The following is a 26,526-nucleotide window of genomic DNA, read 5'->3' as shown; positions in this document are numbered from 1 at the left end:
GGACGGTCAGAGCGCTCCGAGCTCGCCGACCGAGGTGACCCGGATGACGGCCCGGCCCTCCTCGTCGGAGGCGGCCAGGTCGACCTCGGCGCTGATGCCCCAGCCATGGTCCCCGTTGGGGTCCGCGAAGGTCTGGCGGACGCGCCACAGGCCGTGCGCCGGGTCCTCCTCGATCTGCAGGAGCTTCGGGCCGCGCGCGTCGGGTCCCGTGCCCAGGTCGTCGTACTCGTCCCAGTACCCGTCCAGGGCCTCGCCCCAGGCATCCGCGTCCCAGCCGGACTCGGAGTCCAGCTCGCCCAGCACGTTGACGTGGTCGAGGGCGGCCAGCTCCACCCGGCGGAACATGGCGTTGCGGACCAGGACGCGGAAGGCGCGCGCGTTCGCGGTGACCGGCTTGACCTGGTCGGCCTTCTCCTGGGCCTGCTCCGCCGTCTCCACCTCCGGGTTCGCCAGCTGCTCCCACTCGTCCAGCAGGCTGGAGTCGACCTGGCGGACCAGCTCGCCGAGCCATTCGATCAGGTCCTGGAGGTCCTCCGACTTGAGGTCGTCGGGGATGGTGTGGTCCAGCGCCTTGAACGCGCTCGCCAGGTAGCGCAGCACGATGCCCTCGGTGCGGGCCAGCTCGTAGAAGGAGGTGAACTCGGTGAAGGTCATCGCGCGCTCGTACATGTCGCGGATGATCGACTTCGGGGAGACCGGGTGGTCGCGCACCCACGGGTGGCTCTTGGCGTACACGTCGTAGGCGTGGGAGAGCAGCTCTTCGAGCGGCTTGGGATAGGTGACGTCCTGGAGCCGCTCCATCCGCTCCTCGTACTCGATCCCGTCCGCCTTCATCTGGCCGACCTGGATGCCGCGTTCCTTGTTCTGCTGGGCCGCCAGGATCTGCCGCGGGTCGTCCAGCGTGGACTCCACGACGGAGACCATGTCCAGCGCGTAGGAGGGGGACTCCGGGTCCAGCAGGTCGAAGGAGGCCAGGGCGAAGGTGGACAGCGGCTGATTGAGCGCGAAGTCCTGCTGGAGGTCGACGGTGAGCCGGATGGTGCGGCCCTCCGCGTCCGGGGTGTCGAGCTTCTCGACCACGCCGCCGTCCAGCAGCGAGCGGTAGATCGCGATGGCCCGGCGGATGTGCCGCAGCTGGGCCTTGCGCGGCTCGTGGTTGTCCTCCAGCAGGTGGCGCATCGCCTGGAAGGCGTCGCCGGGCCGGGCGATGACCGACAGCAGCATGATGTTGGTGACCTTGAAGCGCGAGGTGAGCGGCTCCGGGTCGGCGGCGATGAGCTTCTCGAAGGTGGTGTCCGACCACGCGACGAAGCCCTCGGGCGCCTTCTTGCGCACCACCTTGCGGCGCTTCTTGGGATCGTCGCCCGCCTTCGCGAGCGCCTTCTCGTTCTCGATGACGTGCTCGGGAGCCTGCGCGACCACATAGCCCGCGGTGTCGAAGCCGGCCCGGCCGGCGCGCCCCGCGATCTGGTGGAACTCCCGGGCGCGCAGCGTGCGGACCCGGTTGCCGTCGTACTTGGTGAGCGCGGTGAACAGCACCGTGCGGATCGGGACGTTGACGCCGACCCCGAGGGTGTCCGTACCGCAGATGACCTTCAGCAGACCGGCCTGGGCGAGCTTCTCGACGAGCCGGCGGTACTTGGGCAGCATGCCGGCGTGGTGCACACCGATGCCGTGCCGCACGTAGCGGGAGAGGTTCTGGCCGAACTTCGTGGTGAAGCGGAAGTTGCCGATCAGCTCCTGGATCTTGTCCTTCTCCTCGCGGGTGCACATGTTGATGCTCATCAGCGACTGCGCCCGCTCGACCGCCTGGGCCTGCGTGAAGTGCACGATGTAGACCGGGGCCTGCCGGGTCTCCAGCAGCTCGGTGATCGTGTCGGTGATCGGTGTGGTGACGTACTCGTACGACAGCGGGACGGGCCGGGTCGCGGAACGGACCACCGAGGTCGGCCGACCGGTGCGCCGGGTCAGTTCCTCCTCGAACCGCTTGACGTCGCCGAGGGTCGCCGACATCAGGATGAACTGTGCCTGCGGCAGTTCCAGCAGCGGGATCTGCCAGGCCCAGCCCCGGTCCGGCTCGGCATAGAAGTGGAACTCGTCCATCACGACCTGGCCGATGTCGGCGTGCTTGCCGTCGCGCAGGGCGATCGAGGCCAGCACCTCGGCCGTGCAGCAGATCACCGGAGCGTCCGCGTTCACGGAGGCGTCGCCGGTCAGCATGCCGACGTTCTCCGTGCCGAAGAGCTTGCACAGGTCGAAGAACTTCTCCGACACCAGCGCCTTGATCGGGGCGGTGTAGAAGGTGACCTTGTCCTGGGCCAGGGCCGTGAAGTGCGCTCCGGCGGCCACCAGGCTCTTGCCGGAGCCGGTCGGGGTGGACAGGATCACGTTCGCCCCGGAGACGACCTCGATCAGCGCCTCCTCCTGAGCCGGGTACAGGGTGATGCCCTGGTCCTCCGCCCACGAGGAGAAAGCCTCGAAGAGGGCGTCGGGGTCGGCGTTCGGCGGGAGCTGATCAATGAGGGTCACACCCCCCATCTTGCCTGGCTTCCGCCCGGATCAGGGAACCGGAGGACGGAATGAAGATCGCCGACGGTACGCTGTGCCGTCGATGCGGCCCGAACGAAACAGTCGACCGGGCCCGAACACACACCAGCGGGGCGGGAAACGACCATGATGGGTCCGGCGCACTCACTGTCCGGGGCAGCGGCCTGGCTGGGGGTTGGCGCGGCCACCGCGGCCGCCGGACACCCCATGCCCTGGCCCGTCCTCGTCGTCGGCGCGCTGATCTGCGCCGGGGCGGCCCTCGCCCCCGACCTCGATCACAAGTCGGCGACGATCTCGCGGGCCTTCGGCCCGCTCTCCAAAGGCGTGTGCGAGGTGGTCGACAAGATCTCCTACGCCGTCTACAAGGGCACCCGCTCCAAGAAGGACGCCCGCCGCACCGGGGGCCACCGCACCCTGACGCACACCTGGCTCTGGGCCGTCCTGATCGGCGGCGGGGCCTCCCTGCTCGCCGTCACCGCCGACCGCTGGGGTGTGCTCGCCCTGCTCTTCGTGCACCTGGTCCTGGCGGTCGAAGGCCTGCTGTGGCGGGCCGCGCGGATGTCCAGCGACGTCCTGGTCTGGCTGCTCGGCGCGACCAGCGCGTGGATCCTGGCGGGTGTGCTCGACCAGCCCGGCAACGGCGCGAACTGGCTGTTCGACGGAGCGGGCCAGGAATACCTCTGGCTCGGCCTGCCGATCGTGCTCGGAGCCCTGGTCCACGACATCGGCGACGCGCTCACCGTCTCCGGCTGCCCGGTCCTGTGGCCGCTGCCGATCGCCGGCAAGCGCTGGTACCCGATCGGCCCGCCGAAGGCGATGCGATTCCGGGCCGGCAGCTGGGTGGAGCTGAAGGTCCTCATGCCGGTCTTCATCCTGCTGGGCGGCTTCGGCGGCGCCTCGGCCCTCGGTTTCATCTAGAGCGATGGCCGCAACGTCCGACCTGTGGCCGGTGGCACCCTCCTCCGAGGCCGATTGACTGACCGAGCTCTGCGGTGACGGAACCACCGGCTTCGAGCCGCCCCGGTGCCCCGCCGCGGCCTGGGTGCTGCACGCCATGTACGAGCACGAACGCGGACCCGGCGGCGTCTCCCACCACGAGCTGCGGCAGCAAGCCCTCGCGGCGGGTGTCATCGAGCCCGACGTGCTCGGGGACGCCGACCTCGAAGTGGGCATCGTCACCGGCGGTGCCCTGGGACGTTCGGAGCACCCCGGGCCGTCCTACCGCCGACTGCGCTGGGCCGAGCTGGCGGCCCGGTGCGGGGACCCGGCGGTCCCGGAGGGGAAGTACCCCTCGCGGCGCTGCTTCCCCTCCGCCCGGCCGGGAGGCAGCTGGCCCGTGGGCATCGAGGTGCCCCCCGAAGGCAGCCTCGACCGTCCGGCATGGGACCGGCTCGTCGACCTGCTCGTGGCACACAGCACCGAACGCGCGGACACCCGGGTCTTCGCCCACTACTGCCCGCCGACGCTGCCCGCGGGCGACTTCGACAACCTCCACGTCCGCACCGGCCGGCTCGGCGACGCACACGCCCTCTACGACAACCCCGAGGCGGATTTCAGCCCCTCCACCCTGTGGCCCGAGGACCGCTCGTGGGTGCTCGGCACCGACTACGACCTTTGGGCCACCCAAGTCGTCGGCCCCGAGCACCTGGTCGGAGCACTGCTCCGTGCCCCGGTGATCGAGGCCGTCCGGCTTCCCTGGACCAGCTGACGGGCCTGCGCCCCCTGCTCAGCCGTGCCAGGAGCGCCACAGGGCCGCGTACGCCCCATCGGCCGCGACCAGCTCGTCGTGCGAGCCGAGTTCGCTGATCCGGCCGCCCTCGACCACCGCGATCACATCGGCGTCGTGCGCGGTGTGCAGCCGGTGGGCGATGGCGATGACCGTGCGGCCGTCGAGCACCCGGGCCAGTGAGCGCTCCAAGTGCCGTGCCGCGCGCGGGTCCAGCAACGACGTGGCCTCGTCCAGCACCAGCGTGTGCGGGTCGGCCAGCACCAGCCGGGCGAGCGCGATCTGCTGCGCCTGCGCCGGGGTCAGCGCCGTGCCGCCGGAACCGACCTCGGTGTCCAGGCCGGCCTGCATGGCCCGCGCCCAGCCGTCGGCGTCCACCGCTGCCAGCGCCGCCCACAGCTCGGTGTCACCGGCCCCCGTCCGCGCGAGCAGGAGGTTGTCCCGCAGCGTGCCCACGAACACGTGGTGCTCCTGGTTGACCAGGGCCACGTGCTCGCGCACCCGCTCCGCGGGCATCCCCGCCAGCCGCGCCCCGCCGAGGGTGACCTCGCCGGTCCGGGGAGCGTAGATGCCCGCGAGCAGCCGTCCCAGGGTGGACTTGCCCGCCCCCGAGGGGCCGACCAGCGCCATCCGGGTGCCCGGCGGCACGGACATCGACACCTGGTGCAGGACGTCCACGCCCTCCCGGTAGCCGAAGTGGACCTCCTGGGCGCGCACGTCCCTGCCCTCGGGAGCCACCTTCGCGTCCCCCGCGTCCGGTTCGATCTCCCGCACGCCCACCAGGCGGCCGAGCGAGACCTGCGCGACCTGCAACTCGTCGTACCAGCGCAGGATCAGACCGATCGGGTCGACCAGCATCTGCGCCAGCAGCGCGCCCGTCGTCAGCTGCCCGACCGACATCCAGCCCCGCAGCACGCAGTAACCGCCGATCAGCAGCACCGAGCCGAGGATCGTCACGAAGGTGACGTTGATGACGGGGAAGAGCACCGTCCGCAGGAAGAGCGTGTACCGCTCCCATGCCACCCACTGAGAGATCCGCCGCTCCGACAGCGCGATCCGCTCCGGCCCGAGGCGGTGCGCCTCGACCGTGCGGCCCGCGTCCACCGCCTCGGTGAGCACGGCCGAGACCGCGGCGTAGCCGGCCGCCTCGGAGCGGTACGCCGACGGCGCCCGCCGGAAGTACCAGCGGCAGCCGATCACCAGCACCGGCAGCGCCACCAGCGCGGCCAGCGCCAGCGGCGGCGCGGTCACCGCGAGCGCCCCGAACAGCAGCCCCGCCCACACCACACCGATGGCCAGCTGCGGCACGGCCTCGCGCATCGCGTTCGCCAGCCGGTCGATGTCGGTGGTGATCCGCGACAGCAGATCACCGGTACCGGCCCGCTCCAGCACGCCCGGCGGCAGACCCACCGACCGCACGAGGAAGTCCTCGCGCAGATCGGCCAGCATCTCCTCGCCGAGCATCGCCCCGCGCAGCCGGACCAGCCGGGTGAAGAACGTCTGGACCGCCAGCGCCAGCGCGAACAGCAGCGCCACCCGCCCCAGATGCAGCTCGCGCGCCCCCTCCGAGAGGTCGTCCACGATCCGGCCCAGCAGGTAGGGGCCGACCATGGAGGCGATCACCGCGGCCGCGTTGACGCCCACCAGCGCCACGAAGGCCCGCCGGTGGCGCCGGAACAGGCCGCGCACATAGTCCCGTACGGTCGCCGACGTGCCCACGGGCAGGGTCGCGGCCGAGTCGGGGGCCGCCGGATCGTACTCCGGCGGCGCCACGCCGATCATGCGGATTCCTCGATCTCTGTGAGTTCTTCCAGCTCTGTCAGTTCCAGCCCGCCGGGCCGCTGCTCCTCGTCGGTCTCGCGGGTGACCACCGCCCGGTAGCGCGGCTCCTGCCGCAGCAGCTCGCGGTGGGTACCCACTGCCGCCACCGCGCCCCCGTCGATGAGCACGACCCGGTCCGCGCGGTCCAGCAGCAGCGGCGAGGACGCCAGTACCACCGTGGTACGCCCGGCGCGCAGGGCCGCGATCCCGTCCGCGATCCGCGCTTCGGTGTGGGAGTCCACCGCGGAGGTCGGCTCGTCGAGCACGAGCACCTCCGGGTCGGTGACCAGGGAGCGGGCCAGGGCGAGCCGCTGGCGCTGGCCGCCCGACAGGGACCGGCCGCGCTCGGTGATCCGGGCGTCCATCGGGTCCTCGACCCCGTCCGGGGCCGACTGCAGCAGCGCGTCCAGGACGTCCGAGCACTGGGCCGCGCCCAGCGCCGCAGTGGACTCGACCGCTCCGGAGGCCGGTACGTCGAACAGCTCCCGCAGGGTCCCGGACAGCAGCACCGGATCCTTGTCCTGTACGAGGACCAGGGAGCGCGCGGTGTCCAGTTCGAGTTCGTCCAGCGCGACTCCGCCGAGGAGCACGGACGGCGCCCCGGCGGCGTCGGCAGTGTCGGTCCCGGCTTCGGTCGCGGCTTCGGTCCCGGCTTCGGCTCCGGCCTCCGGCGCCGGATCCCCGTCCATCGGATGGCCGCCCAGGCGTTCGGCGAGCCGTCCGGCCAGGTCCGGGTCCCCGCACACGACGGCGGTGAACCGTCCGGCGGGCGCCAGCAACCCGGTCCGCGGGTCGTACAGGTCCCCGCCCGCGGCCGGCGCCGCCACCGGATCGGTGCGCGCGGCCCGCTCGGCGGCGGCCTCCGTCCGGGTCAGCGACAGCACCCGGGCGGCCCGCTGGGCGGAGGGACGCGAGAAGGAGTACGCCATGGCGATCTCCTGGAAGTGCCGCAGCTGATAGAGCAGGGTCGCCACCGCGCTGAACGCGGCGACCAGCTCGCCCACCGCGATGCGCCCGTCCGAGACGAGCGTGGCGCCGTACCAGACCACCGTGATCATCAGCGCGCCCGGGAGCACGACCTGGATCGCGGAGATCAGCGCCCACATCCGGGCGCTGCGCACGGCTGCCTTGCGGACCTCCTGCGAGGCCTCGCGGTAGCGGCCGAGGAACAGCTCCTCACCGCCGATGCCACGCAGCACGCGCAGCCCCGCGACGGTGTCGGAAGCCAGCTCGGTGGCCTTGCCCGCCTTCTCCCGCTGGATGTCGGCGCGCTGGGTGGCGCGCGGCAGCAGCGGCAGCGAGGCCAGGGCGATCACCGGCACGCCGATGGCCACGACCACACCGAGCTCGGGGGCGTAGAACAGCAGCCCGACGCAGACGAGGACGACGGAGAAAACGGCCGCGAGGAAGCGCGAGACCGCCTCGACGAACCAGCCGATCTTCTCCACGTCGCCGGTGGACACCGCGACCACCTCACCCGCGGCGACCCGTCGGGTGAGGGCGGAGCCCAGCTCGGCCGTCTTGCGTGCCAGGAGCTGCTGCACCCGGGCCGCGGCGGTGATCCAGTTGGTGACGGCCGTGCGGTGGAGCATGGCGTCGCCGACCGAGATCGCGACGCCGGTGACCAGGAGCAGCACGCCGACGAGCAGCAGTCCGTCAGGATCGCGGTCGACGACCGCGTCGACGCCGAGACCCACCGCGTACGGCAGTGCGGCGACGCCGGTGAAGTGCAGCATCCCCCAGCACAGGCTCTTGAGCTGTCCGCCGAGTTGACCGCGCCCCAGCCACAGCAGGAACCGGGGGCCGGAACGAGCGTCGGGTACCCCTGGATCCGGATACGGAAGATCGCTGATCTGCATGACGCCCCATGACTGGTCGAGTGCTTCAAACCGTGCAAGGTTCGCCTTCGGGGTTCGCCACAGGCAATCGATTTTCCGCGGGACGCACGCCGCGGCCAGCAGGTTTGCGGCCGCGGGGGAGAACGCGATGCCTGGTCACGGGGGTTGCGCGCCCCGGCGCTCACGGGCGGGTGGCGCGCTCCAGTTCGAGCAGGGCCGAGTAGTAGGTCCGACCCGTCGCCCGGTCCATGCCCACCTCGCACATCCGGTTCGCCGACAGGTGCGCGTCGAAGGCCCGCGCGGTCACCTCCGCCGCCTCGCGCGCCGTCGCCGAGGCCGTCAGTTCCGGGTGCAGCATTCCCCGGTCGCCCGCGAAGGCGCAGCAGCCCGCGTCGTCGGGGACCACCACCTCCTCGGCGCACGCCTCGGCGACCGTCCGCAGCCGGTCCTCGTCGCCCAGGTGCCGCATCGAGCAGGTGGGGTGGAGCACGGCCGAGCCGACCCTGCGCCGGACCCGGAGCCGCGGCAGGAGCTCCTCGGCGGCCCACACGATCGAGTCGAGGATCCGCAGCTCCGCGTGGAGGGCCCGGTTTTCCGGCGTCAGGTACGGGACCACCTCGCGCGCGATGCCCAGCGTGCAGGAGGAGGCGTCCACGACCAGCGGCAGCAGTCCGCCGGCCGTCCAGCCCCAGGCCGCCTCGACGATCCGGTTGGCCATCACCCGCGTCCCGGCCTCGTAGCCCTTGGAGTTCCAGATCGTCGCGCAGCAGGTGCCGCCGACGTCGTCGGGGATCCACACGGGCCGCCCGGCCCGTTGCGACACGGTCACCACGGCCCGGGGCAGGGAGGGGCCGGGCCGGCCCTCAGGGCCGCCGAAGATCCGGTTGACGCAGGCCGGGTAGTACACGGCCGCGGCGCCCACCCGCCGGGTCGACGGCAGGTGACGGGCGGCGGCACCGGGGATCCCCGCCGGCCACTGCGGAACCAGATCCGGACGTACGGCCTTGCGTGCGGCCCCGGTGACCGCTGCCAGCAGCCGGTCGCCGGCCCGGGAGGGGATCCGGTCGGCGGCGTCCAGCGCGAGCCGTGCGGCGGACTCGGCGGCCCCGAACCGCCGGGCGGCCAGCGCGGCGGCGGCCTCCTCGCGCGGGCCGTGGCGGCGGTGGCGGAAGTCCTTCATCAGCGCGCCGGTGTCGATGCCGACCGGGCAGGCGAGCTTGCAGGTGGAGTCGACCGCGCAGGTGTCCACCGCGTCGTAGCCGTAGGCGGCGAGCAGTCCGTCCAGCACGGGGGAGCCGGGCTGCTGGCGCAGCATCTCGCGGCGCAGCACGATGCGCTGGCGCGGAGTGGTCGTCAGGTCCCCGCTGGGGCAGGTCGGTTCGCAGAAGCCGCACTCGATGCAGGGGTCCACCACCGCCTCCACCTGTGGAATGGTCTTCAGGCCGCGCAGGTGGGCCCGCGGGTCGCGGTCGAGGAGGACGCGCGGGGCGAGCACCCCCTCGGGGTCCACGAGCCGCTTGGTGCGCCACATGAGGGCCACGGCCGCGGGGCCCCATTCCAGCTCCAGGAAGGGGGCCATGTTGCGGCCCGTGGAGTGCTCGGCCTTCAGGGAACCGTCGAACCGCTCCACGGTGAGCCGGCAGAAGGCCTCCATGAAGGCCCCGTACCGCTCGACGTCGGCGGGGTCGGCGGCGTCGAAGGCCAGCATGAAGTGCAGGTTGCCGTGGGCCGCGTGACCGGCGACGGCCGCGTCGAAACCGTGCTCCTCCTGGAGCGCGAGGAGCGCCTCGCAGGCTTCGGCGAGCCGGGACGGCGGTACCGCGAAGTCCTCGGTGATCAGGGTGGTGCCCCGGGCGCGGGCTCCGCCGACGGCGGTCACGAAGGCCTTGCGGGCACGCCAGTAGCCGCCCACGGTCTTCGGGTCGCCGGTGAAGGAGTTGGTGACCGAGGCCACCGGGGCGACCAGGCCGAGTCCGTCGAGCAGCCGGGCGGCCCGCTCCGCGCAGGCGTCCCGGCCGGCCCGGTCCGGCGCCCGGAACTCCACGAGCAGAGCGGTGGTCCCCCGGGGCAGGTCCGCCCAGTCGGCGGGCACCCCCTCGACGGCGACCGAGGCGCGCAGGGTGTTGCCGTCCATCAGCTCGACGGCGACGGCGCCCGCCTCGTTGAAGAGGGGTACGGCCGCGGCCGCCGCGGGCAGCGAGGGGAAGAACAGCAGGGCGGAGCAGAGTTCGCGGTCCAGCGGGAGGGTGTCGAAGACGACCTCGGAGATGAAGCCGAGGGTGCCTTCCGAGCCGACCATGAGCCCCCGCAGGATCTCGACGGGGGTGGTGCCGTCCAGGTAGGCGTCGAGGCGGTAGCCGGTGGTGTTCTTGATCTCGTACTTGGCGCGGATCCGGGCGACGAGCGCGGGGTCGGCCTCGATCTCCCGCTTGATCTCCATCAGCCCGTGGCACAGGGCCGGTTCGGCACGCGACAGCTCCTCGTCGGCCAGCGGGTCGGCGGTGTCCACGACCGTGCCGCCCGGCAGGACGAAGGTGAGGGAGGAGAGCGTGCGGTAGGAGTTGCGGGTGGTGCCCGCCGTCATGCCGGACGCGTTGTTGGCGACGACCCCGCCGAGGGTGCAGGCGATGGCGCTGGCCGGGTCGGGGCCGAGGATCCGGCCGTGCCGCGCCAGGGCGGCGTTCGCCCGGGCCACGGTGGTGCCGGGCCGGATCCGGGCCCGGCGGCCCTCCTCCAGGACCTCGATCCCGGTCCAGTGGCGGCGTACGTCGACCAGGATGTCCTCCCCCTGGGCCTGGCCGTTCAGCGAGGTCCCGGCGGCGCGGAAGACGACGTCGCGCCGGCGGCCATGGGCGTACGAGAGCACCGCGGAGACGTCGTCGAGGTCCTCGGCGATCACCACGACCTGGGGCACGAAGCGGTAGGGGGAGGCGTCGGAGGCGTAGCGGACCAGGTCGGAGACCTTCCACAGCACCTTCTCGGGGCCGAGCAGCTCGGTCAGCTCGGTGCGCAGCGGCTCCGGCGTGCCGCCTGCCCGGTGTCCGGGGAGCCGGTCGGGGGCGGGGCCGCTGATGCTGCGGGGGCGCAGGGACCCTGGCTTCGGTTCCAGCAGCGGCATCTGCGACCCCTCGCGTCGTCGGGGCCCACGGGTGGCCCACTCAGCAGGTGCGCTCCGCCGGGGCGTCCGACAGGGCGTTCAGCAGACCGCCGAGCACTTCGCGCTGGTCGGCGGTCAACGGAGCCAGGATCTCCTCCGCCGCGTCGGTTCGCGCGTTGCGCAGACGGCGCAGCGTGGCGCGGCCGGTGTCGGTGAGCTCGATCCGGATGACGCGGCGGTTCGCGGGGTCGGGCGCGCGCCGCACGCAGTCGGCCGCCTCCAGGCCGTCCACGAGGGTGGTCACCGCGCGCGGTACGACTTCCAGACGGGTGGCGAGATCCGCCATACGGGGTGCCTGCTCGCCCTCGTAGTGCGAGACGAGGCGCAGCAAACGACTCTGGGCGGGAGTGATCCCGAGCGGCACCATGTGGCGCTTCTGGATCCGGTGCAGCCTGCGCGTCAGCCGCAGGAGCTGTTCGGCGAGGAGGCGATCGGTGTCGGAGGCGGAGCTCATGCGGGAACAATATCAGGATGCGGTTCATTGTGAGTATAGGTAACAATGATCTATGCTCCAATGGCCCCGACCTCACCGAAGGGGACATCGCGAAGACCCTGACCCCTGACCCCCGAGAGGGTGCCCATGCCGCACGACGAACCGAAGTGGATCCCATCGAAAGACCCCGTCGACCCCGCCCGTCCCGCCCCGGCCGAGCAGCCGCGCGAGCTGCGCCGCATCGTGGGGCTCTTCCGGCCCTACCGCGGCCGGCTCGCCGTCGTCGGCCTGCTGGTCGGCGCCTCCTCGCTGGTCGGTGTCGCCTCCCCGTTCATGCTCAAGGAGATCCTCGACGTCGCGATCCCGCAGGGCCGCACCGGACTGCTGAGCCTGCTCGCGCTCGGCATGATCCTCACCGCCGTGGTCACCAGCGTCTTCGGCGTGCTCCAGACCCTCATCTCCACCACCGTCGGCCAGCGCGTCATGCACGACCTGCGCACCGCCGTCTACGAGCAGCTCCAGCGGATGCCGCTGGCCTTCTTCACCCGGACCCGCACCGGAGAGGTGCAGTCCCGCATCGCCAACGACATCGGCGGCATGCAGGCCACCGTCACCTCCACCGCGACCTCGCTCGTCTCGAACCTGACGGCCGTCATCGCCACCGTGGTCGCCATGCTCGCGCTCGACTGGCGGCTCACCCTCGTCTCGCTGTTCCTGCTGCCCGTGTTCGTGTGGATCAGCCGCCGCGTCGGGAACGAGCGGAAGAAGATCACGACGAAGCGGCAGAAGCAGATGGCCGCCATGGCCGCGACGGTCACCGAGTCGCTCTCGGTCAGCGGCATCCTGCTCGGCCGCACCATGGGCCGTTCCGAGTCCCTCACGGCCGCCTTCTCCGCGGAGTCCGAGAAGCTCGTCGACCTCGAGGTGCGCGCCAGCATGGCCGGGCGCTGGCGGATGTCCACCATCGGCATCGTCATGGCCGCGATGCCCGCCCTCATCTACTGGGCGGCCGGCATCGCCCTCCAGACGGGCGCCCCCTCGCTCTCCGTCGGCACCCTCGTCGCCTTCGTCACGCTCCAGCAGGGCCTGTTCCGGCCCGCCGTGAGCCTGCTGTCGACCGGAGTGCAGATACAGACCTCGCTCGCGCTGTTCGCCCGCATCTTCGAGTACCTCGACCTGCCGGTGGACATCACCGAGCGCGCGGACGCGGTGCGGCTGGACCGGGCCAAGGGCGAGGTCACCCTGGAGGACGTGCACTTCACGTACGACGCCGAGAACGGTCCGACCCTCTCGGGGATCGACATCACCGTTCCGGCCGGCGGGTCCCTCGCCGTCGTCGGCCCGACCGGCTCCGGCAAGAGCACCCTCAGCTACCTGGTGCCCCGGCTCTACGACGTCACCGGCGGACGGGTCGCCCTCGACGGGGTCGACGTGCGCGACCTCGACTTCGACTCGCTGGCCCGCTCGATCGGCGTGGTCTCCCAGGAGACCTACCTCTTCCACGCCTCGGTCGCCGACAACCTGCGCTTCGCCAAGCCGGACGCCACCTACGAGGAGATCGCCGAGGCGGCCAGGGCTGCCCAGATCCACGACCACATCGCCTCCCTGCCCGACGGGTACGACACCCTGGTCGGCGAGCGCGGCTACCGCTTCTCCGGAGGCGAGAAGCAGCGCCTGGCCATCGCCCGCACCATCCTGCGGGACCCGCCGGTGCTGATCCTCGACGAGGCCACCAGTGCTCTGGACACCCGTACCGAGCATGCCGTCCAGCGGGCCATCGACAACCTCTCCGCAGGCCGTACGACCATCACCATCGCGCACCGCCTCTCCACCGTCCGCGACGCCGACCAGATCGTGGTCCTGGACGCCGGGCGCATCGCCGAACGCGGTACCCACGAGGAACTGCTGAAGGTGGACGGGCGCTACGCGGCGCTGGTCCGCCGGGACCGGGACGCGGCGCTCGCGCCCGAACCGCCCGAGGGCGTCCAGCTGGCTCCGGTAAATGTGTGACCGTATGACCGGTATACGGGTCCGGTGCCGGAAATGTAGTAGACCACGGGTTAGCGTGCCCGCATGCGCCATGACTACCGGCCGCCGCAACGCCGTTCCCGGCTGACCCGCCGGGGCCGGCTGGCGCTCTTCCTCGGCACGCTGCTCGCCCTCGGTGCGGCAGTCCTGATCCCGGTCCTGCGCGGTGGCGACGTACCGGAGAAGCCGCGCCGGCTGCTGATCCCCGAGGGCTGGCGGGCCCCGCAGGTGTACGCCGCGGTCGACCGCGAGCTGAAGCTCCCGCCGGGATCCACGAAGGCGGCGGTGTCCACCGCCGGGCTGGCCCTGCCCGCGGAGGCCAAGGGCAATCCGGAGGGCTACCTCTTCCCGGCGACGTACCCGGTGACCTCGAAGTCCACTCCGGCCACCCTCCTCACGCACATGGTGGCGACGGCGAACCAGAAGCTCGCCACCCGGGCCGTCGCCGACGGGGGCAAGGCCCACGGGATGACCCCGTACCAGACGGCCACCCTGGCCAGCATCGTCGAGGCGGAGGCCGAGAGCCGCGCCGACATGGGCAAGGTCGCACGGGTGGTGCACAACCGGCTGGGGAAGTCGATGCCCCTCCAGATGGACTCCACCATCAACTACGCGCTGAACCGCACGACCGTGGACACGAAGCTGAGCGACACCCGGATCGACAGCCCCTTCAACACCTACGCACGCCAGGGGCTGCCGCCCACGCCCATCGACAGCCCGGGACTGGAGGCGATGGCGGCCGCGGTCGCACCGACGCCGGGCGACTGGTTGTTCTTCGTCACCGTCAAGCCGGGGGACACCCGCTTCTCGGCGACGTACGAGGAACACCGCAAGCATGTCGCGGAATTCAACCGGATTCGCGCCGGCGCCGGCCCCCGCGCAGGTCAGGCGGGTCCCCCCGGGAAATGAGGGGCGGCGGACCTCGCAACGGATCTACGATCGGCGGCCTGCCGAGTACGTGGACCGAGGGGGCGAACCGTGAAATGGCCATGGAGAGCGAAGACGAAGACCGAAGCCGAGGCCGAGGACAGCGCTGCAGGGGTCGGCGAACCGGCCTTCGGCGAGGACTCGTTCGGCAAGCTCATCCAGGCGCGCATCGACGCGGACGCGAAGGCCGCCGCGGCCGCCGAGCGGGCAGGACACGAGCGGATGGTCGAACGCTGGGGCAGCAGGGTCGTCGAGTGGCGCGGCTGGCTGGCCCGTTCCGCCACGGGAGTGGACCTGCTCCACTGGTGGTACGACGAGGCCGAACTGACCGCCCTGGTCGGTGAGGAACGGTACGTGGAACGCCTGGGAGAGCTGCTCTCGCAGGCATCGGCGCGCGACGTCGCGGCGATGGGGATCGGCTGTACCCGGCGTGTCGACCGGGCCTGCCGCTTCGCCGAGACCTGCAGTCAGGACCCCGTCGTACCGCCGGGCGAGAAGCTCGCGAGCTATCGGCACGGGGAGGTGCCCGGGGCGTGCAGCAGCTTCCTCGACTGCTGGTCCAAGCACCAGATCGACGTGACCTTCGCCGACGGCGACGACCACCGGTCGGTGCTCCTGTTCCGCGACCATCCGGGCAAGGCCCGGCTCTGGGTGGACGGCGTGCGCGTGGGGGAGGGCGAAGGTCTGGACAATGGCGGCTACTGGGAGGACGAGCGCTACTTCACGATCCGGATCGAGGGCCCGAAGGACCACCCCGAGCAGGGGCTCGGCGATATGGGCCGCGAGCTCTGCAACATCGTCTCGCTCCTGATCCACGACGCGGAGCGGGGCACCACGCGCATCCTCGTCCCGGAGGCCACCGAGAGCTGGACCGATCCCGTTCTGGACGTGACGGACGGGACGGGCCGGGTGTACCCGACCCGTGAGGCCCGCGCGGCCGGAGGCACCCCGGACCGGATCATCCCCCTCGACGCCCCCGCGGCCGGCTGAATCAGGCCGCCGGGACGGGGACCGGGACCGCACTGCCGGCCCGCTCGCGGGCCAGGAGCCGGCGGATCTCGCGGACCGCGGCGCCGCCCGCGCGGTTGGCGCCGATGGTCGATGCCGACGGGCCGTAGCCCACCAGGTGGATCCGCTCGTCGCGCACGGCCCGGGTCCCCTCGACCCGGATGCCCCCGCCCGGCTCGCGCAGGCGCAGCGGGGCGAGGTGGTCGACGGCCGCCCGGAATCCGGTGGCCCACAGGATGACGTCCGCGTCCACACGGCTCCCGTCGGCCCAGACGGCGCCGGTGGCGGTGATCCGGTCGAAGACGGGCCGCCGGGCCAGCACGCCCGAGGCCAGACCGGCCCGGACGGCGTCGTTCAGCGGGAGTCCCGTCACGCTGACCACGCTCTGCGGCGGCAGTCCCCGGCGCACCCGCTCGTCCACCAGGGCCACCGCGGCTCGGCCCTCGGCCTCGCCGAAGCTCCCGTCACGGAAGACCGGGGGCCGCCGGGTCACCCACGTGGTCCCGGCCGCCACCTCGGCGATCTCCAGCAGGTGCTGCACCGCCGAGGTGCCACCGCCGACGACGATCACCCGGGCCCCAGCGAACTCCTGCGGTCCCGGATAGTTCGCGGTGTGCAGCTGACGGCCGCGGAAGGTCTCCTGACCCGGGTAGCGCGGCCAGAACGGCCGGTCCCAGGTCCCGGTGGCGTTGACCACGGCCCGGGCCGACCAGATGCCGGCCGAGGTCTCCACGCGCAGTCGGCCCGCATCCCCCTCGCGTACGGCGGACACGTCCACGGGCCGGCGTACGCGCAGGTCGAAGCGGTCCTCGTAGGCGGCGAAGTACTCCCCGATGACCTGCGACGACGGGCGCAGCGGGTCGGCGCCGGTCAGCTCCATGCCGGGCAGGGCGTGCATGCCGTGGACCTTGCCGTAGGTGAGCGAGGGCCAGCGGAACTGCCAGGCCCCGCCGGGGCGGGGTGCGTGGTCGAGGACCACGTGGGCGATCCCCGCCCGCGTCAGGTGATAGGCACTGGACAGGCCGGCCTGCCCGGCCCCGATGACCACCACGTCCACGTCCGCGTCCACCGGCACGTCAGCACCCCGCATCATGTCGTTCACGGTTCTACTAACTTGCGGCGGGCGCCGGATCTTCCCTGCGCCCCCTCCGGGTGCGGGCAGCTCCCGAGGCCGGACGCGTTCCCGGTGGCTCAGGCCCTCGCGTCGTCCGTGCCGCTGTCGGTACGGCGCAAGGTCGCCAGGACCGGACCGGTCGGCTGCAGGGTGAGCCCCGGGAAGACCCCGGCCCGTTCGCTCCCGCTGTCCAGGTGGAACCGCTGCGCCAGTACGGCGAGGACGAGTGCGGCCTCCACCAGCGCGAACCGCGCTCCCAGGCAGGCCCGCGGGCCGCCGCCGAAGGGGAACCACGCGTGTTCGGGCACCGGATGCGGGGCGTCCGCGTTCCACCGCTCGGGGCGGAAGGCCTCCGGGTCGGGGAACCACCGGGCGTCGCGGTGCATCGACCAGGGGCTGGTCCAGACGGAGGTTCCGGCGGGGACCGCGCGCCCGCCGAGCGTCGCCCCCTCCGTGGCCACCGCCGAGATCAGCCAGATCGGCGGATAGATGCGCAGGGCCTCCTTCACCACCTGCCGGGTCCAGGTCAGCCGCGCGTAGTCGTCGTAGGCCGGCAGCCGCCCGCCGAGCACCCGCTCCAGCTCCTCCGTCAACCGGGCCCGCGCCCGCGGTGCCCCCGACAGCAGCTGCCAGGCCCACGTCAGGGTGGTCGAAGTGGTCTCGTGGCCGCCGATGTAGAGGGTGATCGACTCGTCCCGCAGCTCCTTGCGGGAGAGCGGGCCCCCGGTGTCGTCGCGGGCCGCGAGCAGTCGGCTCAGCAGGTCGTCCCGTTCCGCGCCGGCGCGCGATGCCGCCTCGTGCTCCCGTATGACGTGCTCGATCTCCCGGTCGAGCACCGCCACGGCCTCCCGCATCCGGCGCCGCCCGGGAGTACGGACCCAGGGCGGCAGGAACAGCGTCAGTCCGCGGAACTCCGCCCCCAGTTCCCGCTGGGCCGTGGCCATGGCCGCGCTGATGGGCGCCTCCCGGCCGGCGGCGTCGCTCCCGAACAGCGTGCGCACCGCGATCCGCTGGGTGAGGCCCGCCATCTCCCGGTGCACGTCTATCCGTTGGCCCGCGCGCCAGCCGCCCGCCAGGGCGTCCGCGCACTCCACCATCGTGGCGGCGTACGAACGTACCTGGCGCGGCCGGACGGCGGGCTGGACCAGGGCACGTTTGCGGCGCCAGTCGTCCCCGGTGGCGACGACCACCCCGTTGCCCAGCAACTGGCGGAAGGCCCAGCCCAGTTCCGTCGGCCGGAAGGCGGACTCGACGGCCCCGAGCAGTTCGCCGGCGTGTTCGGGCCGGGAGACCAGGATGTTGCGCTGTGGGCCGAGCGCCCAGGGCACCCAGTCGCCGTAGTCGTCGCGCAGGGACTCGAAGAAGGCCAGGGGGTCGCGGGCGAAGGCGGGCAGGTTGCCGAGCAGCGGCCATCGGCGCGGTCCGGCGCTCCGGTGGCCCGGGGTCAGGGTCGCGGTCACGCAGGCATGGTGACAGCCGCCTCCGCAGGCCGCCAGGCAACGGACAGGGTCTCCTCGGCGGGTACGCGGATCACGACGGCGCCGCCCGGGACGGACCGGATCCGGCGGGGCCGGGCCGGAGCGCGGCCAGCCAGTCGTACGCCGCGTCCGCGCTGAACTCCGGCTGGCCTCCGGGGAAGAGGAGCCCGGCGGAGGCGAAGGCCGGGTCCCCCGCGATGGCCGGGGTGTACGGGACCGCCACGCAGGCCATGCCCGCGGCGTGCGCGGCCCGAGCCCCGGGCGCCGCGTCCTCGACGACCACGCAGTCGGCGGGCGCGGCGCCCAGCCGCCGGGCCGCCTCCAGGAACACGTCCGGCGCGGGCTTGCCGTGCGCCACCTCCTCGGCGGAGACCACCGTCGTCAGCAGCGCGTCCAGGCCGGTGCCCGACAGCACCGCGTCGATCGCCGCGAGCGACGAGCCGGAGGCCACCGCCATCGCCGCGCCCCGGGCGTGCAGCCGCTCGACGAGCCCCCGCATCTGCGGGAAGACCTCGGTGCGGGTGCGGGCCAGCTCCAGGTAGGCGGCGTTCTGCTCGGCGAGCAGCTGCTCGACCGGTGCCCGGATCCCGTACCGCTCCCGCAGGACCTCCAGGGTCTCCCGCGTGCCGATGCCGATGAAGCGGGAGTGCTGCTCCCACGTGAAATCGGGGACCCCGTGCCGCTCCAGGGTGCGGCGCCCGGACTCGTAGTAGTTCGGCTCGCTGTCCACGAGGGTGCCGTCGAGGTCGAATATGACGGAGATCATCCGTTGGGCCCGTCCTGCCGGTCGTGTCCTGTATCAACAATCCTGTCAGGTTTTGCCGGCATTTCTGCCCACGGATTCGACCAGCGGCAGCAGCCGGTGCGGCACCCGCTCGCGCAGCGCCACCTCGGTACGGGTGCGCACCACGCCCGGGAGCTGGATCAGCCGCTGGATCACGTCCTCCAGGTGCCCGTTGTCCCGGGCCGCCACGCGCGTCAGCAGGTCCCCGCCGCCGGTGATCGAGAAGGCCTCGATGATCTCGGGTACGGCGGCCAGCGCGTCACCCACGTCGTCCAGATGACCCTGGGTGACCTCGATGTGCACGAAGGCCAGCACCGGATGGCCCAGTGCGGCGGGGGAGAGCACCGGCCCGGTGCCGGTGATCACGCCCGTGCGTTCCAGCCGGTCCAGCCGTGCCTGCAGGGTGCCGCGCGCCACGCCCAGGATCCGGGCGTACTCGCGGACACTGGTGCGCGGCTGCTCGATCAGCAGGCGCAGGATTCTGGTGTCGAGCTCGTCCACCGCCACGCCCCGACTGTACCAATGGCCCCGTTCACCCCGGCCGTTCCCGGCCGGGGGCCCGGTCCGTGTGCAGACCGGGCTGACTCAGGTAGAGCAGGCCCACGACCAGCACCGTCGCGGCGGCCGGCAGCAGCAGCCAGCCCACCGTCCAGCCGGCCCGCAGCAGCAGCGCCCCGAGGAACCCGCCCGCGAACATGGCCAGGACCGTGAGGCCGCGCAGCTTCCAGCCGGGCGTCCCGAACCCGTAGGTGTTCTCCCGCCCCATGGCCGAAGCACCCAGGAAGGCGGTCATGGACCGGGTGACCAGTGTCGTCGGCACGCCCGGCAGGTTCGCCCGCATGATCGTGGTGTTGCGCAGCCCCATCGCCAGGGCCAGGACCGCCGTCGCCGCCAGATGCCGCGGGGCCGGGGACCCGTACTGCGGGGCCAGCCCCCAGCCGATGACCGCGGCGGTCAGGATCAGCCCCGCCTCGGCGATGAGGCCGATGACGAACCAGCGCCTCCCGCGGACCTCGGTCACGGACTCCAGATGCGATCCGCAGACCACCCCGACGACGAACGCGGCCAGCGAGACCCCCGGAGCGAGCGTCTCCAGTCTCCCCGCCCCCGCCGCGCCGAAGGCCAGGAACAGCACGTTGCCCGTCTGCATGGCCGTGAAGGCCGGCCCGAGCGCCAACAGGCTCGCCGCCTCCACCATCCCGGTCACCCAGGTCAGTACGACCATCACCGCGGGCATGCGCGGCGGGAGCAGCGTCGAACCGGCCGTCCGCCCGGCCTCCCGGTTCTCGTCCATCACGCCCGACAGTGACACGCCCGCCCCGGCGCCCCGGCACCGACATGCCGGAAGGCATTAGGGTCCCGAGGATGAGTGACCTGTTGCTGGTGAGGCATGGCGAGACCGCCTGGAGCGCGAACGGGCGCCACACGGGACGCACCGACCTCCCGCTGACCGCGCGCGGAGTCGAAGAGGCCATTTCGCTGGCCCCCTTCTTCCGGGACCGGCCGCCGGCCCTGGTGCTGACCAGCCCGCTGCGCCGGGCCGTCGCCACCGCCGAGCTCGCCGGTCTCACCGGCGGGGAGCCCGACCCCGACCTGTACGAATGGGACTACGGCGGCTACGAGGGGATCACCACCGCGGAGATCCGCAAGACCACACCGGACTGGTCCCTGTGGACCCACGGCGTGCCGCCCGGCGACAGCGACCATCCGGGCGAGAGCGCCGCCCAGGTGGGTGCCCGCGCCGACCGGGCCCTGGCACGCGTCGCCCCCGTGCTCCGCGCGGACGGCGGCGACGCGGTGCTCGTCGCCCACGGCCATTTCCTGCGCGTCCTCACCGCCCGCTACCTGCGCCTGGAACCCGAGCACGGACGGCTGTTCCTGCTGCGCACCGGCACCGTCAGCGTGCTCTCCACGGAGCACGGCCTCCCCGTGATCGCGGGCTGGAACACCCGCCCCTGACCCGCGCCCCGACCCGCGCCGCCTCGCCTCGCGCGGCGGTGCCGTCTGCGTGACCATTCGTACATGGGTCACGACTCGTACATGGACGACGGCGATGCGGGCGCCGGACCGGAGGGCAAGGACGCGCGGCTCAAGGCCAACGCGATCGGATTCCTCGACGCGCTCGTCATCGGCCTGAACTCCACCTCGCCCGCCTACTCCCTGGCCGCCGTCCTCGGGCCGATCGTCGCGCTGGTCGGGATCTACGCGCCGGGCGTGATGCTGGCCTCCTTCGTTCCGATGCTGCTCATCGCCGCCGCCTTCTACTACCTCAACAAGGTGGACCAGGACTGCGGGACGACCTTCTCCTGGGTCACCCGGGCCATGGGCCCGTGGGCCGGATGGCTCGGCGGCTGGGCCATCGCCATGACCGGCGTACTCGTCATCGGGTCGCTCGCGGACGTCGCCGTGAACTTCGGCCTGCTCGCCTTCGGACTCGACAGCTGGGCCGCCAACGCCTGGATCCGGCAGGGCCTCACTGTCGCGGTGATCCTCGCCATGACCGGCATCTGCGTCATCGGCACCGAGCTCTCGGCCCACCTCCAGGACATCCTCATCCTCGCCCAGGTCTTCTTCCTGCTGGCCTTCGCCGTGGTCGCCATCTACCGCGTCTACGCCGACACCAGCACCCTGGAATCGATCGAACCCTCCCTCGCCTGGCTCAACCCCTTCGGCGCAGGCGGCGCCGCGCTCACCGGCGGGCTGCTGCTCGGCGTGTTCATGTACTGGGGCTGGGAGTCCGCGGTCAACCTCACCGAGGAAGTGGAGAACTCCGCCACCGCGCCCGGCAGGGCGGGCCTCTGGTCGACCGTGATCCTCCTGGTCACCTACCTGTCCGTGGGCTTCGCGGTCGTCGCCTACGCGGGCACCGTCTACCTCGCCGAGAACGCGGGCGAGGAGGAGGCCATCTTCGCGGTCCTCGCCCACGAGGTCATGGGCGGCTGGGACTGGGTGGTGCTCCTCGCCGTCTGCACCTCGGCGCTCGCCTCCACCCAGACCACGATCATCCCCGCCTCCCGCACCGCCCTGTCCATGGCCCGCCGGCACGCGCTGCCGCACCGGCTCGCCCACATCCACCCGCGGTTCCGCACCCCGGACGTGAGCACGTGGTGGGTGGCGGGCATCGCCATCGGCTGGTATCTGATCGTCAACCAGATCAGCGAGAACGCCCTCCTGGACTCGCTGACCGCGCTCTCCCTGCTCATCGCCTTCTACTACGCGCTCACCGGTCTGGCCTGTGCCATCTACTACCGCCGCCACCTCTTCGAGAACGCGCACAACTTCTTCCTGATCGGCCTCGGCCCGGTGGTCGGCGCCGCCCTCCTGACCTGGCTGCTCGTGGAGTCGATCGGCGACATGTCCAACCCGGAGAACTCCGCCAGCGGAGTCTCCTGGTTCGGGCTCGGCCCGCCGCTGGTCATCGGTATCGGCATCGCGCTCGTGGGCGTGGCCGTCATGTGCTTCTGGCGGGTACGGGACGGCAGGTTCTGGCAGGAACGCCGCGGCGTCGTCGACCCGGAACTCGTCCACGCCGGGAAGAGTTAGGGGCCCTCCATGTCCGTGGTCCTCGGATACGACGAATCCCCCGGTGCGGAGCGGGCCCTTCAGGTGGCGCTGGAAGTGGCCACCGCATTCGGCGAGCCCCTCGTCCTCGTCTACGGGGCGGCCGCCCCGGGCCCCACCGGCGAGGAGTCCCGTGCCCACCGCGAAGCCGTCCGCCAGGTGGGCCGCAGCGCGCTGGCGCACGCCGTCGAGGCGGCCGACGAGGCCGGGGTGCCCTCCACGGTCGAGGTGGCCGACGAGAAGCCCGCGCAGGCCCTGCTGGAGGCCGCCGAGCGCCACCGGGCCCGCGTCATCATCGTCGGCAGCTGGGGCGACAGCCCGATGCGCGGCGCGCTGCTCGGGTCCACCCCGCACAAGCTCCTGCACCTGTCGCCGATCCCGGTGCTGTGCGTACCGACCGGGCCGGAGGGCGCCTGAACGGCCGTGGCGCGACCGGGGCGGACACCCTCCGGGACCGGTCCGCCCGTCAGGGCCCGGAGAGGGCGCTCTCCGGCTCGGCCCGCGCCGGGGCCCGGCCGCCCACGTCCTTCCCGGCGCGCAGCCGGGTCAGCGCCGGGCCGGTGATCGCCGTCGTCACCAGGGCCATCAGCACCAGCATGGTGAACAGCTGCGGCCCGATGACGCCGAGTTCCAGCCCGACGTTGAGCACCACCAGCTCGGTCAGTCCACGGCAGTTCATCAGGGCACCGATCGACAGGGCCTCCCGCCACGGTCTTCCACAGGCGCGCGCCGCGCCCGCCGCGCCGCCCCACTTGCCGAGGAAGGCGACGAAGAGGATGGCGGCCGTCCACAGCCACAGTCCGGGCGAGCCCGTCAGGCCCCCGATGTCCGTACGCAGCCCCGTGTGCACGAAGAACAGGGGCAGCAGGACCGGCACCGTGAACGCGCGCAGCCGGGCCGCCGAAGCCTCGATGCGCTGCCCGGTGCGCGGGGTGACCACCCCGAACAGGAACGCCCCGAACAGCGCGTGCACGCCGATCAGGTCCGTGGCCAGCGCGGACAGGCTCAGCCCGCTGAAGAGCGCCACCAGCACCGCCGCGTCGCCGGCCCGGTCGGCGCGGGCCGACCAGCGGGCCAGCAGCGGTCTCACCGCGTACAGCATGACGAGCGTGAAGGCCACGGCGAGGCCGGCCGTGGTGGCCGCCTCCATCGGGGACCCGGCCGTGGACAGGGCCACCACCAGCGCCAGCAGGCACCAGGCGACGACGTCGTCCACGGCCGCGCAGGCCATGGCGAGAGCCCCGAGCGGAGTTGCGTACAGGCCCCGGTCGATGAGGATCCGGGCGAGGACCGGGAACGCGGTGATGGCCATGGCCACCGACATGAACAGGGTGAACGGCATCCGGCCCACCCCCTCGGGCGCGAACCCGTCGTACATCGCGACCGCCAGGAGCGCGCCCAGGGCCAGCGGCAGCAGCATGCCCGCCTGGCTCACCGCCACCGCGACCCGGGTGTGGCCGCGCAGGCTCTTCAGGTCCAGCTCCAGCCCGACCAGGAACATGAAGGCGAGCAGCCCGAGCTGTCCGAGCACCGAGGTGTACGGCAGCACGGACGGCGGGAAGAGCGCGTGCTGGGCCTGTGGCCAGAGCCAGCCCAGCAGCGAGGGGCCCAGCAGGATGCCGGTGGCGATCTCGCCCACCACCGGGGGCTGGCCGAACCGTCGGCAGACGGCGGCCCCCACCTGACTGGCCAGGATCACCACCGGAACGGCGATCAGCAGGGCGGGCAACGGGTCAGCGGACGACACGGGTACCTCCATCGGGCGCGGCGGGTCGCAGGGCGGCGGGCAGCTCGCGGTGCGGGGCGGCCTGTGCGGCCGGCTGCGGGGCCGCGGCGGCCGCGGACCAGGGGGCGTACCGGCGCAGCCCGTAGAGCAGGGGTTCCGGGTCGTCCCGTACGGTCACGCGGCGAACCTCGGCGAAGACGGCCGTGTGGTCCCCGAAGCCGACGGTTCTGACCACGGCGCAGTCCGCGACCGCGTGCGCGTCGGCGATCAGGTGGGGTCCGCCCGCGCCCAGCGGCAGCCGCCACTCGACGCGGTCGAAGCGGTCGGGCGCTCCGGAGGCGAACAGGTCCGAGGTGCCACGGGCCCGCTCGTGCAGCAGGTTGACGGCGAAATGGCCCTGGGCGAGCAGCACCGCGAGGGTCGGGCTCGCCGCCCGTATGCACACCACGAGCGTCGCCGGTTCGAGGGCCACGCTCGCGAGGGAGGTGCAGGTCAGGCCGTGCGGCACGGAATCGGAGTCCAGTGTGGTGCAGATGGAGACCCCGGTGGGGAAGGCGGCCATGAAGGGGCGGAGGTCCGCCGGCCGGCTCCCGGCCGACTCGTCCGGTGCGGCGGGATGGGGCACGGAGCGGTGGGGCATGTCTGACTCCTGAGGTGGCTGAAGCAACTGCGGCCCGGCAGCCGGCGGGAGAGCCGTACTGCCGGGCCGTGGGAGCGGTGGGCCTTACGCGCCGTGCAGTTGGCGCAGGTAGTCGTACGCGCTGGGGAGGGTCTCCAGCAGGTTCTGCTGCTGGCGCTTGACGGTGTCGAAGAGGGGTTCGGCGCCGGCCACCGATTCGGGCCGGTGCGCGAGGGCGGGCAGCGGGGCGTCCGGCTCCAGACCGAGGCCGGCGAAGATGCAGTAGTAGCTGCCGTTGGTCCAGAAGTTGCGGAACTCCGCCTCGAAGTTGCCGTAGTACGTGGACTCGTCGGTGATCGGGGAGTTGATGGGCAGGCCGGCCTTGTAGGCGGAGATCTTCTGCTGGATGTTGTCGGGGAGGACGAGCTTCTTGTTGGCCTGCCAGAACGGCGTGTCGTTGCGCGGCGCGTAGAAGAAGTGCGCCTGGATGAAGTCGCGGGTGTCGTCGAACATCACCTCGATCTCATGGTTGAAGCTGTTGACCAGGCCCTCGTTGAAGGTCTTGTCCGGGAAGTGCTTGGCCAGCTGGTAGATCGCGGCCGTGATGAAGTAGATGCCGGTCGACTCCAGCGGCTCCAGGAAGCAGGAAGAAAGGCCGATGCTCACGACATTCTTCACCCACGCGCGGCGGTTGCGGCCCACGCGGAAGCGGATGTGGTTGAACTTCGTCTCCTCCACGTCCAGGCCCCACATGTCCGCGAACTCGCGGGTGGCGGTGTCCTGGTCGGTGAACTTGCTGGAGTACACGTACCCGGTGCCGAAGCGGCCCAGCATGGGGATCTTCCAGGCCCAGCCGGAGGACATGGCGATCGCCGAGGTGTACGGCTCCACCCCGTTCGCCTCGTCGTCGTGCGGGACGGCCGTCGCCACCGCGCTGTCGCACAGCAGGTGGTCGCTCATGTCGATGAAGGGCTCCTCCATCGCCTGGTTGATCAGCAGACCGCGGAAGCCCGAGCAGTCCACGAACAGGTCCGCGTCCAGGGCCAGTCCGCCCTTGGTGTGCAGCGTGGTCACGTAGCCGCGCTCGTCCTGCTCGACCCGCACCATCTCGTCCTGCACGTGGTTGACGCCCTGCTTCTCGGTGGCGAACCGGCGCAGGAAGTCGGCCACCAGCTGGGCGTCGAAGTGCCAGGCGTACCGGGTCGCCGGCCGGCCGTCGAGCCAGCGCGGGGCCTTCATCGCGTCCATCACCGGGGGCTCGCGGAAGCAGGCGTAGTCGAACGGCTCGGTGGTGCGGCCCTCGTACTTGCGCTTGAACCAGTAGTGCGACAGCGGGGTCTGGTCGTAGTCGGGGAGCAGCCCGAACGGGTGGTAGAAGTGGTCCGGGCCGCCGCCCGGCAGCTCGCGGGCCGTCGACTCGCCCTGCCCGTCGGTCCGCCAGTTGACGAAGCGCACGGCCATCTTGAAGCTCGCGTTGCACTCCCGCATCCACTCGTCCTCGGCGATGCCCAGGTAGTCGAAGAAGGAGCGCTGGAGGTTGGGCACGGTGGCCTCGCCGACACCGATGCGCGGGATCGTCGGCGCTTCGAGCACGGTGATGTCGACCGTTCCCTGCAGCGCCTTTCCGAGGTATGCGGCGGTCATCCAGCCGGCCGTGCCGCCGCCCAGGATGACGACCTTCTGAAGCCGGGTGTCGCTGCTGGTCATGAAACAGCCCTCATTTCGGATTCGGCGGTTCGGGTGGTCGTGCTCATCAGTG

Annotated in this window: 21 protein-coding genes; 8 read left to right on the top strand and 13 right to left on the bottom strand. The window is 72.3% G+C overall.

From position 1 onward, the window contains the following. Window positions 1-6 precede the first annotated feature (6 nt). Window positions 7-2,529 carry a DEAD/DEAH box helicase gene (locus tag ACXNSR_RS05745; protein WP_458641058.1) on the bottom strand — a complete coding sequence of 841 codons (2,523 nt, stop codon included), beginning with the start codon at window positions 2,527-2,529 and terminating at the stop codon, window positions 7-9. A gap of 144 nt (window positions 2,530-2,673) precedes the next feature. Between ACXNSR_RS05745 and ACXNSR_RS05740 the strand changes: the two genes are divergently transcribed. Together ACXNSR_RS05740 and ACXNSR_RS05735 are read left to right on the top strand one after the other, a co-directional pair. Beyond that, window positions 2,674-3,465: a metal-dependent hydrolase gene (locus tag ACXNSR_RS05740; RefSeq protein WP_189734282.1), complete on the top strand. Its 792-nt coding sequence runs from the start codon at window positions 2,674-2,676 to the stop codon at window positions 3,463-3,465. A 136-nt stretch (window positions 3,466-3,601) separates the two neighbouring features. Further along, window positions 3,602-4,255: a hypothetical protein gene (locus ACXNSR_RS05735; RefSeq protein WP_458641057.1), complete on the top strand. Its 654-nt coding sequence runs from the start codon at window positions 3,602-3,604 to the stop codon at window positions 4,253-4,255. 18 nt (window positions 4,256-4,273) lie between these two features. Here the strand turns inward: ACXNSR_RS05735 and ACXNSR_RS05730 are convergent, their stop codons facing one another. From ACXNSR_RS05730 to ACXNSR_RS05715, 4 genes are all read right to left on the bottom strand, one after another. Beyond that, a complete protein-coding gene (locus tag ACXNSR_RS05730) occupies window positions 4,274-6,055 on the bottom strand; it encodes an ABC transporter ATP-binding protein (RefSeq protein WP_458641056.1) in 1,782 nt (593 codons plus the stop codon). Beyond that, window positions 6,052-7,953 carry an ABC transporter ATP-binding protein gene (locus tag ACXNSR_RS05725; RefSeq protein ID WP_458641055.1) on the bottom strand — a complete coding sequence of 634 codons (1,902 nt, stop codon included), beginning with the start codon at window positions 7,951-7,953 and terminating at the stop codon, window positions 6,052-6,054. The genes ACXNSR_RS05730 and ACXNSR_RS05725 overlap by 4 nt, the downstream gene beginning before the upstream one ends. A 160-nt stretch (window positions 7,954-8,113) precedes the next feature. Further along, complete coding sequence (locus ACXNSR_RS05720; RefSeq protein WP_458641054.1) at window positions 8,114-11,050, bottom strand: FAD-binding and (Fe-S)-binding domain-containing protein; 2,937 nt, start codon at window positions 11,048-11,050, stop codon at window positions 8,114-8,116. 40 nt (window positions 11,051-11,090) lie between these two features. Further along, window positions 11,091-11,543: a MarR family winged helix-turn-helix transcriptional regulator gene (locus tag ACXNSR_RS05715; RefSeq protein ID WP_458641053.1), complete on the bottom strand. Its 453-nt coding sequence runs from the start codon at window positions 11,541-11,543 to the stop codon at window positions 11,091-11,093. A gap of 126 nt (window positions 11,544-11,669) precedes the next feature. Here ACXNSR_RS05715 and ACXNSR_RS05710 point away from each other — a divergent pair, with 126 nt between their 5' ends. The 3 genes from ACXNSR_RS05710 to ACXNSR_RS05700 all read left to right on the top strand — a co-directional run bounded on the left by ACXNSR_RS05710 (window position 11,670) and on the right by ACXNSR_RS05700 (window position 15,467). Further along, window positions 11,670-13,532 (top strand): ABC transporter ATP-binding protein, encoded by a 1,863-nt coding sequence (locus tag ACXNSR_RS05710; protein ID WP_458641052.1) that lies wholly within the window; start codon window positions 11,670-11,672, stop codon window positions 13,530-13,532. A gap of 63 nt (window positions 13,533-13,595) precedes the next feature. After that, window positions 13,596-14,459, top strand: a complete 864-nt coding sequence (gene mltG / locus ACXNSR_RS05705; protein WP_458641051.1) for an endolytic transglycosylase MltG — start codon at window positions 13,596-13,598, stop codon at window positions 14,457-14,459. Window positions 14,460-14,528: 69 nt separating this feature from the next. Next, window positions 14,529-15,467 carry a hypothetical protein gene (locus tag ACXNSR_RS05700; RefSeq protein ID WP_458641050.1) on the top strand — a complete coding sequence of 313 codons (939 nt, stop codon included), beginning with the start codon at window positions 14,529-14,531 and terminating at the stop codon, window positions 15,465-15,467. Window position 15,468: 1 nt separating this feature from the next. On the opposite strand, the gene ACXNSR_RS05695 is transcribed toward ACXNSR_RS05700, so the two are convergent. From ACXNSR_RS05695 to ACXNSR_RS05675, 5 genes are all read right to left on the bottom strand, one after another. Then, window positions 15,469-16,578: an FAD-dependent oxidoreductase gene (locus ACXNSR_RS05695; RefSeq protein WP_458641049.1), complete on the bottom strand. Its 1,110-nt coding sequence runs from the start codon at window positions 16,576-16,578 to the stop codon at window positions 15,469-15,471. A 98-nt stretch (window positions 16,579-16,676) separates the two neighbouring features. Next, window positions 16,677-18,059, bottom strand: a complete 1,383-nt coding sequence (locus tag ACXNSR_RS05690; RefSeq protein ID WP_458641048.1) for a cytochrome P450 — start codon at window positions 18,057-18,059, stop codon at window positions 16,677-16,679. A gap of 70 nt (window positions 18,060-18,129) precedes the next feature. Beyond that, a complete protein-coding gene (locus ACXNSR_RS05685; RefSeq protein WP_458641047.1) occupies window positions 18,130-18,843 on the bottom strand; it encodes an HAD family hydrolase in 714 nt (237 codons plus the stop codon). Between the two features lie 45 nt (window positions 18,844-18,888). After that, window positions 18,889-19,368: an Lrp/AsnC family transcriptional regulator gene (locus ACXNSR_RS05680; RefSeq protein ID WP_030713436.1), complete on the bottom strand. Its 480-nt coding sequence runs from the start codon at window positions 19,366-19,368 to the stop codon at window positions 18,889-18,891. Window positions 19,369-19,393: 25 nt separating this feature from the next. Next, window positions 19,394-20,155: a YoaK family protein gene (locus tag ACXNSR_RS05675; protein ID WP_458641046.1), complete on the bottom strand. Its 762-nt coding sequence runs from the start codon at window positions 20,153-20,155 to the stop codon at window positions 19,394-19,396. 71 nt (window positions 20,156-20,226) lie between these two features. Here ACXNSR_RS05675 and ACXNSR_RS05670 point away from each other — a divergent pair, with 71 nt between their 5' ends. The 3 genes from ACXNSR_RS05670 (at window position 20,227) to ACXNSR_RS05660 (ending at window position 22,839) form a co-directional block, all read left to right on the top strand. Next, window positions 20,227-20,820: a histidine phosphatase family protein gene (locus ACXNSR_RS05670; RefSeq protein WP_458641045.1), complete on the top strand. Its 594-nt coding sequence runs from the start codon at window positions 20,227-20,229 to the stop codon at window positions 20,818-20,820. Window positions 20,821-20,883: 63 nt separating this feature from the next. Continuing rightward, on the top strand, window positions 20,884-22,404 hold the full coding sequence (locus ACXNSR_RS05665; RefSeq protein WP_458641044.1) for an APC family permease: 1,521 nt from the start codon (window positions 20,884-20,886) through the stop codon (window positions 22,402-22,404). A 9-nt stretch (window positions 22,405-22,413) separates the two neighbouring features. Next, complete coding sequence (locus tag ACXNSR_RS05660) at window positions 22,414-22,839, top strand: universal stress protein (protein WP_458641043.1); 426 nt, start codon at window positions 22,414-22,416, stop codon at window positions 22,837-22,839. 49 nt (window positions 22,840-22,888) lie between these two features. On the opposite strand, the gene ACXNSR_RS05655 is transcribed toward ACXNSR_RS05660, so the two are convergent. The 3 genes from ACXNSR_RS05655 to ACXNSR_RS05645 all read right to left on the bottom strand — a co-directional run bounded on the left by ACXNSR_RS05655 (window position 22,889) and on the right by ACXNSR_RS05645 (window position 26,474). Beyond that, window positions 22,889-24,169: a cation:proton antiporter domain-containing protein gene (locus ACXNSR_RS05655; protein ID WP_458641042.1), complete on the bottom strand. Its 1,281-nt coding sequence runs from the start codon at window positions 24,167-24,169 to the stop codon at window positions 22,889-22,891. Continuing rightward, on the bottom strand, window positions 24,156-24,788 hold the full coding sequence (locus ACXNSR_RS05650) for a flavin reductase family protein (protein WP_458641041.1): 633 nt from the start codon (window positions 24,786-24,788) through the stop codon (window positions 24,156-24,158). Before ACXNSR_RS05650 ends, ACXNSR_RS05655 begins: the two co-directional genes overlap by 14 nt. A gap of 84 nt (window positions 24,789-24,872) precedes the next feature. Further along, the gene (locus tag ACXNSR_RS05645; RefSeq protein ID WP_458641040.1) at window positions 24,873-26,474 is read right to left on the bottom strand and encodes a tryptophan halogenase family protein; all 1,602 of its coding nucleotides are present in this window, start codon (window positions 26,472-26,474) and stop codon (window positions 24,873-24,875) included. Window positions 26,475-26,526 lie beyond the last annotated feature (52 nt).

Source organism: Streptomyces sp. NC-S4, assembly GCF_054353315.1.
The sequence above is the reverse complement of the archived record's forward strand: the minus strand, read 5'-3'. Positions and strand labels throughout refer to the sequence as shown.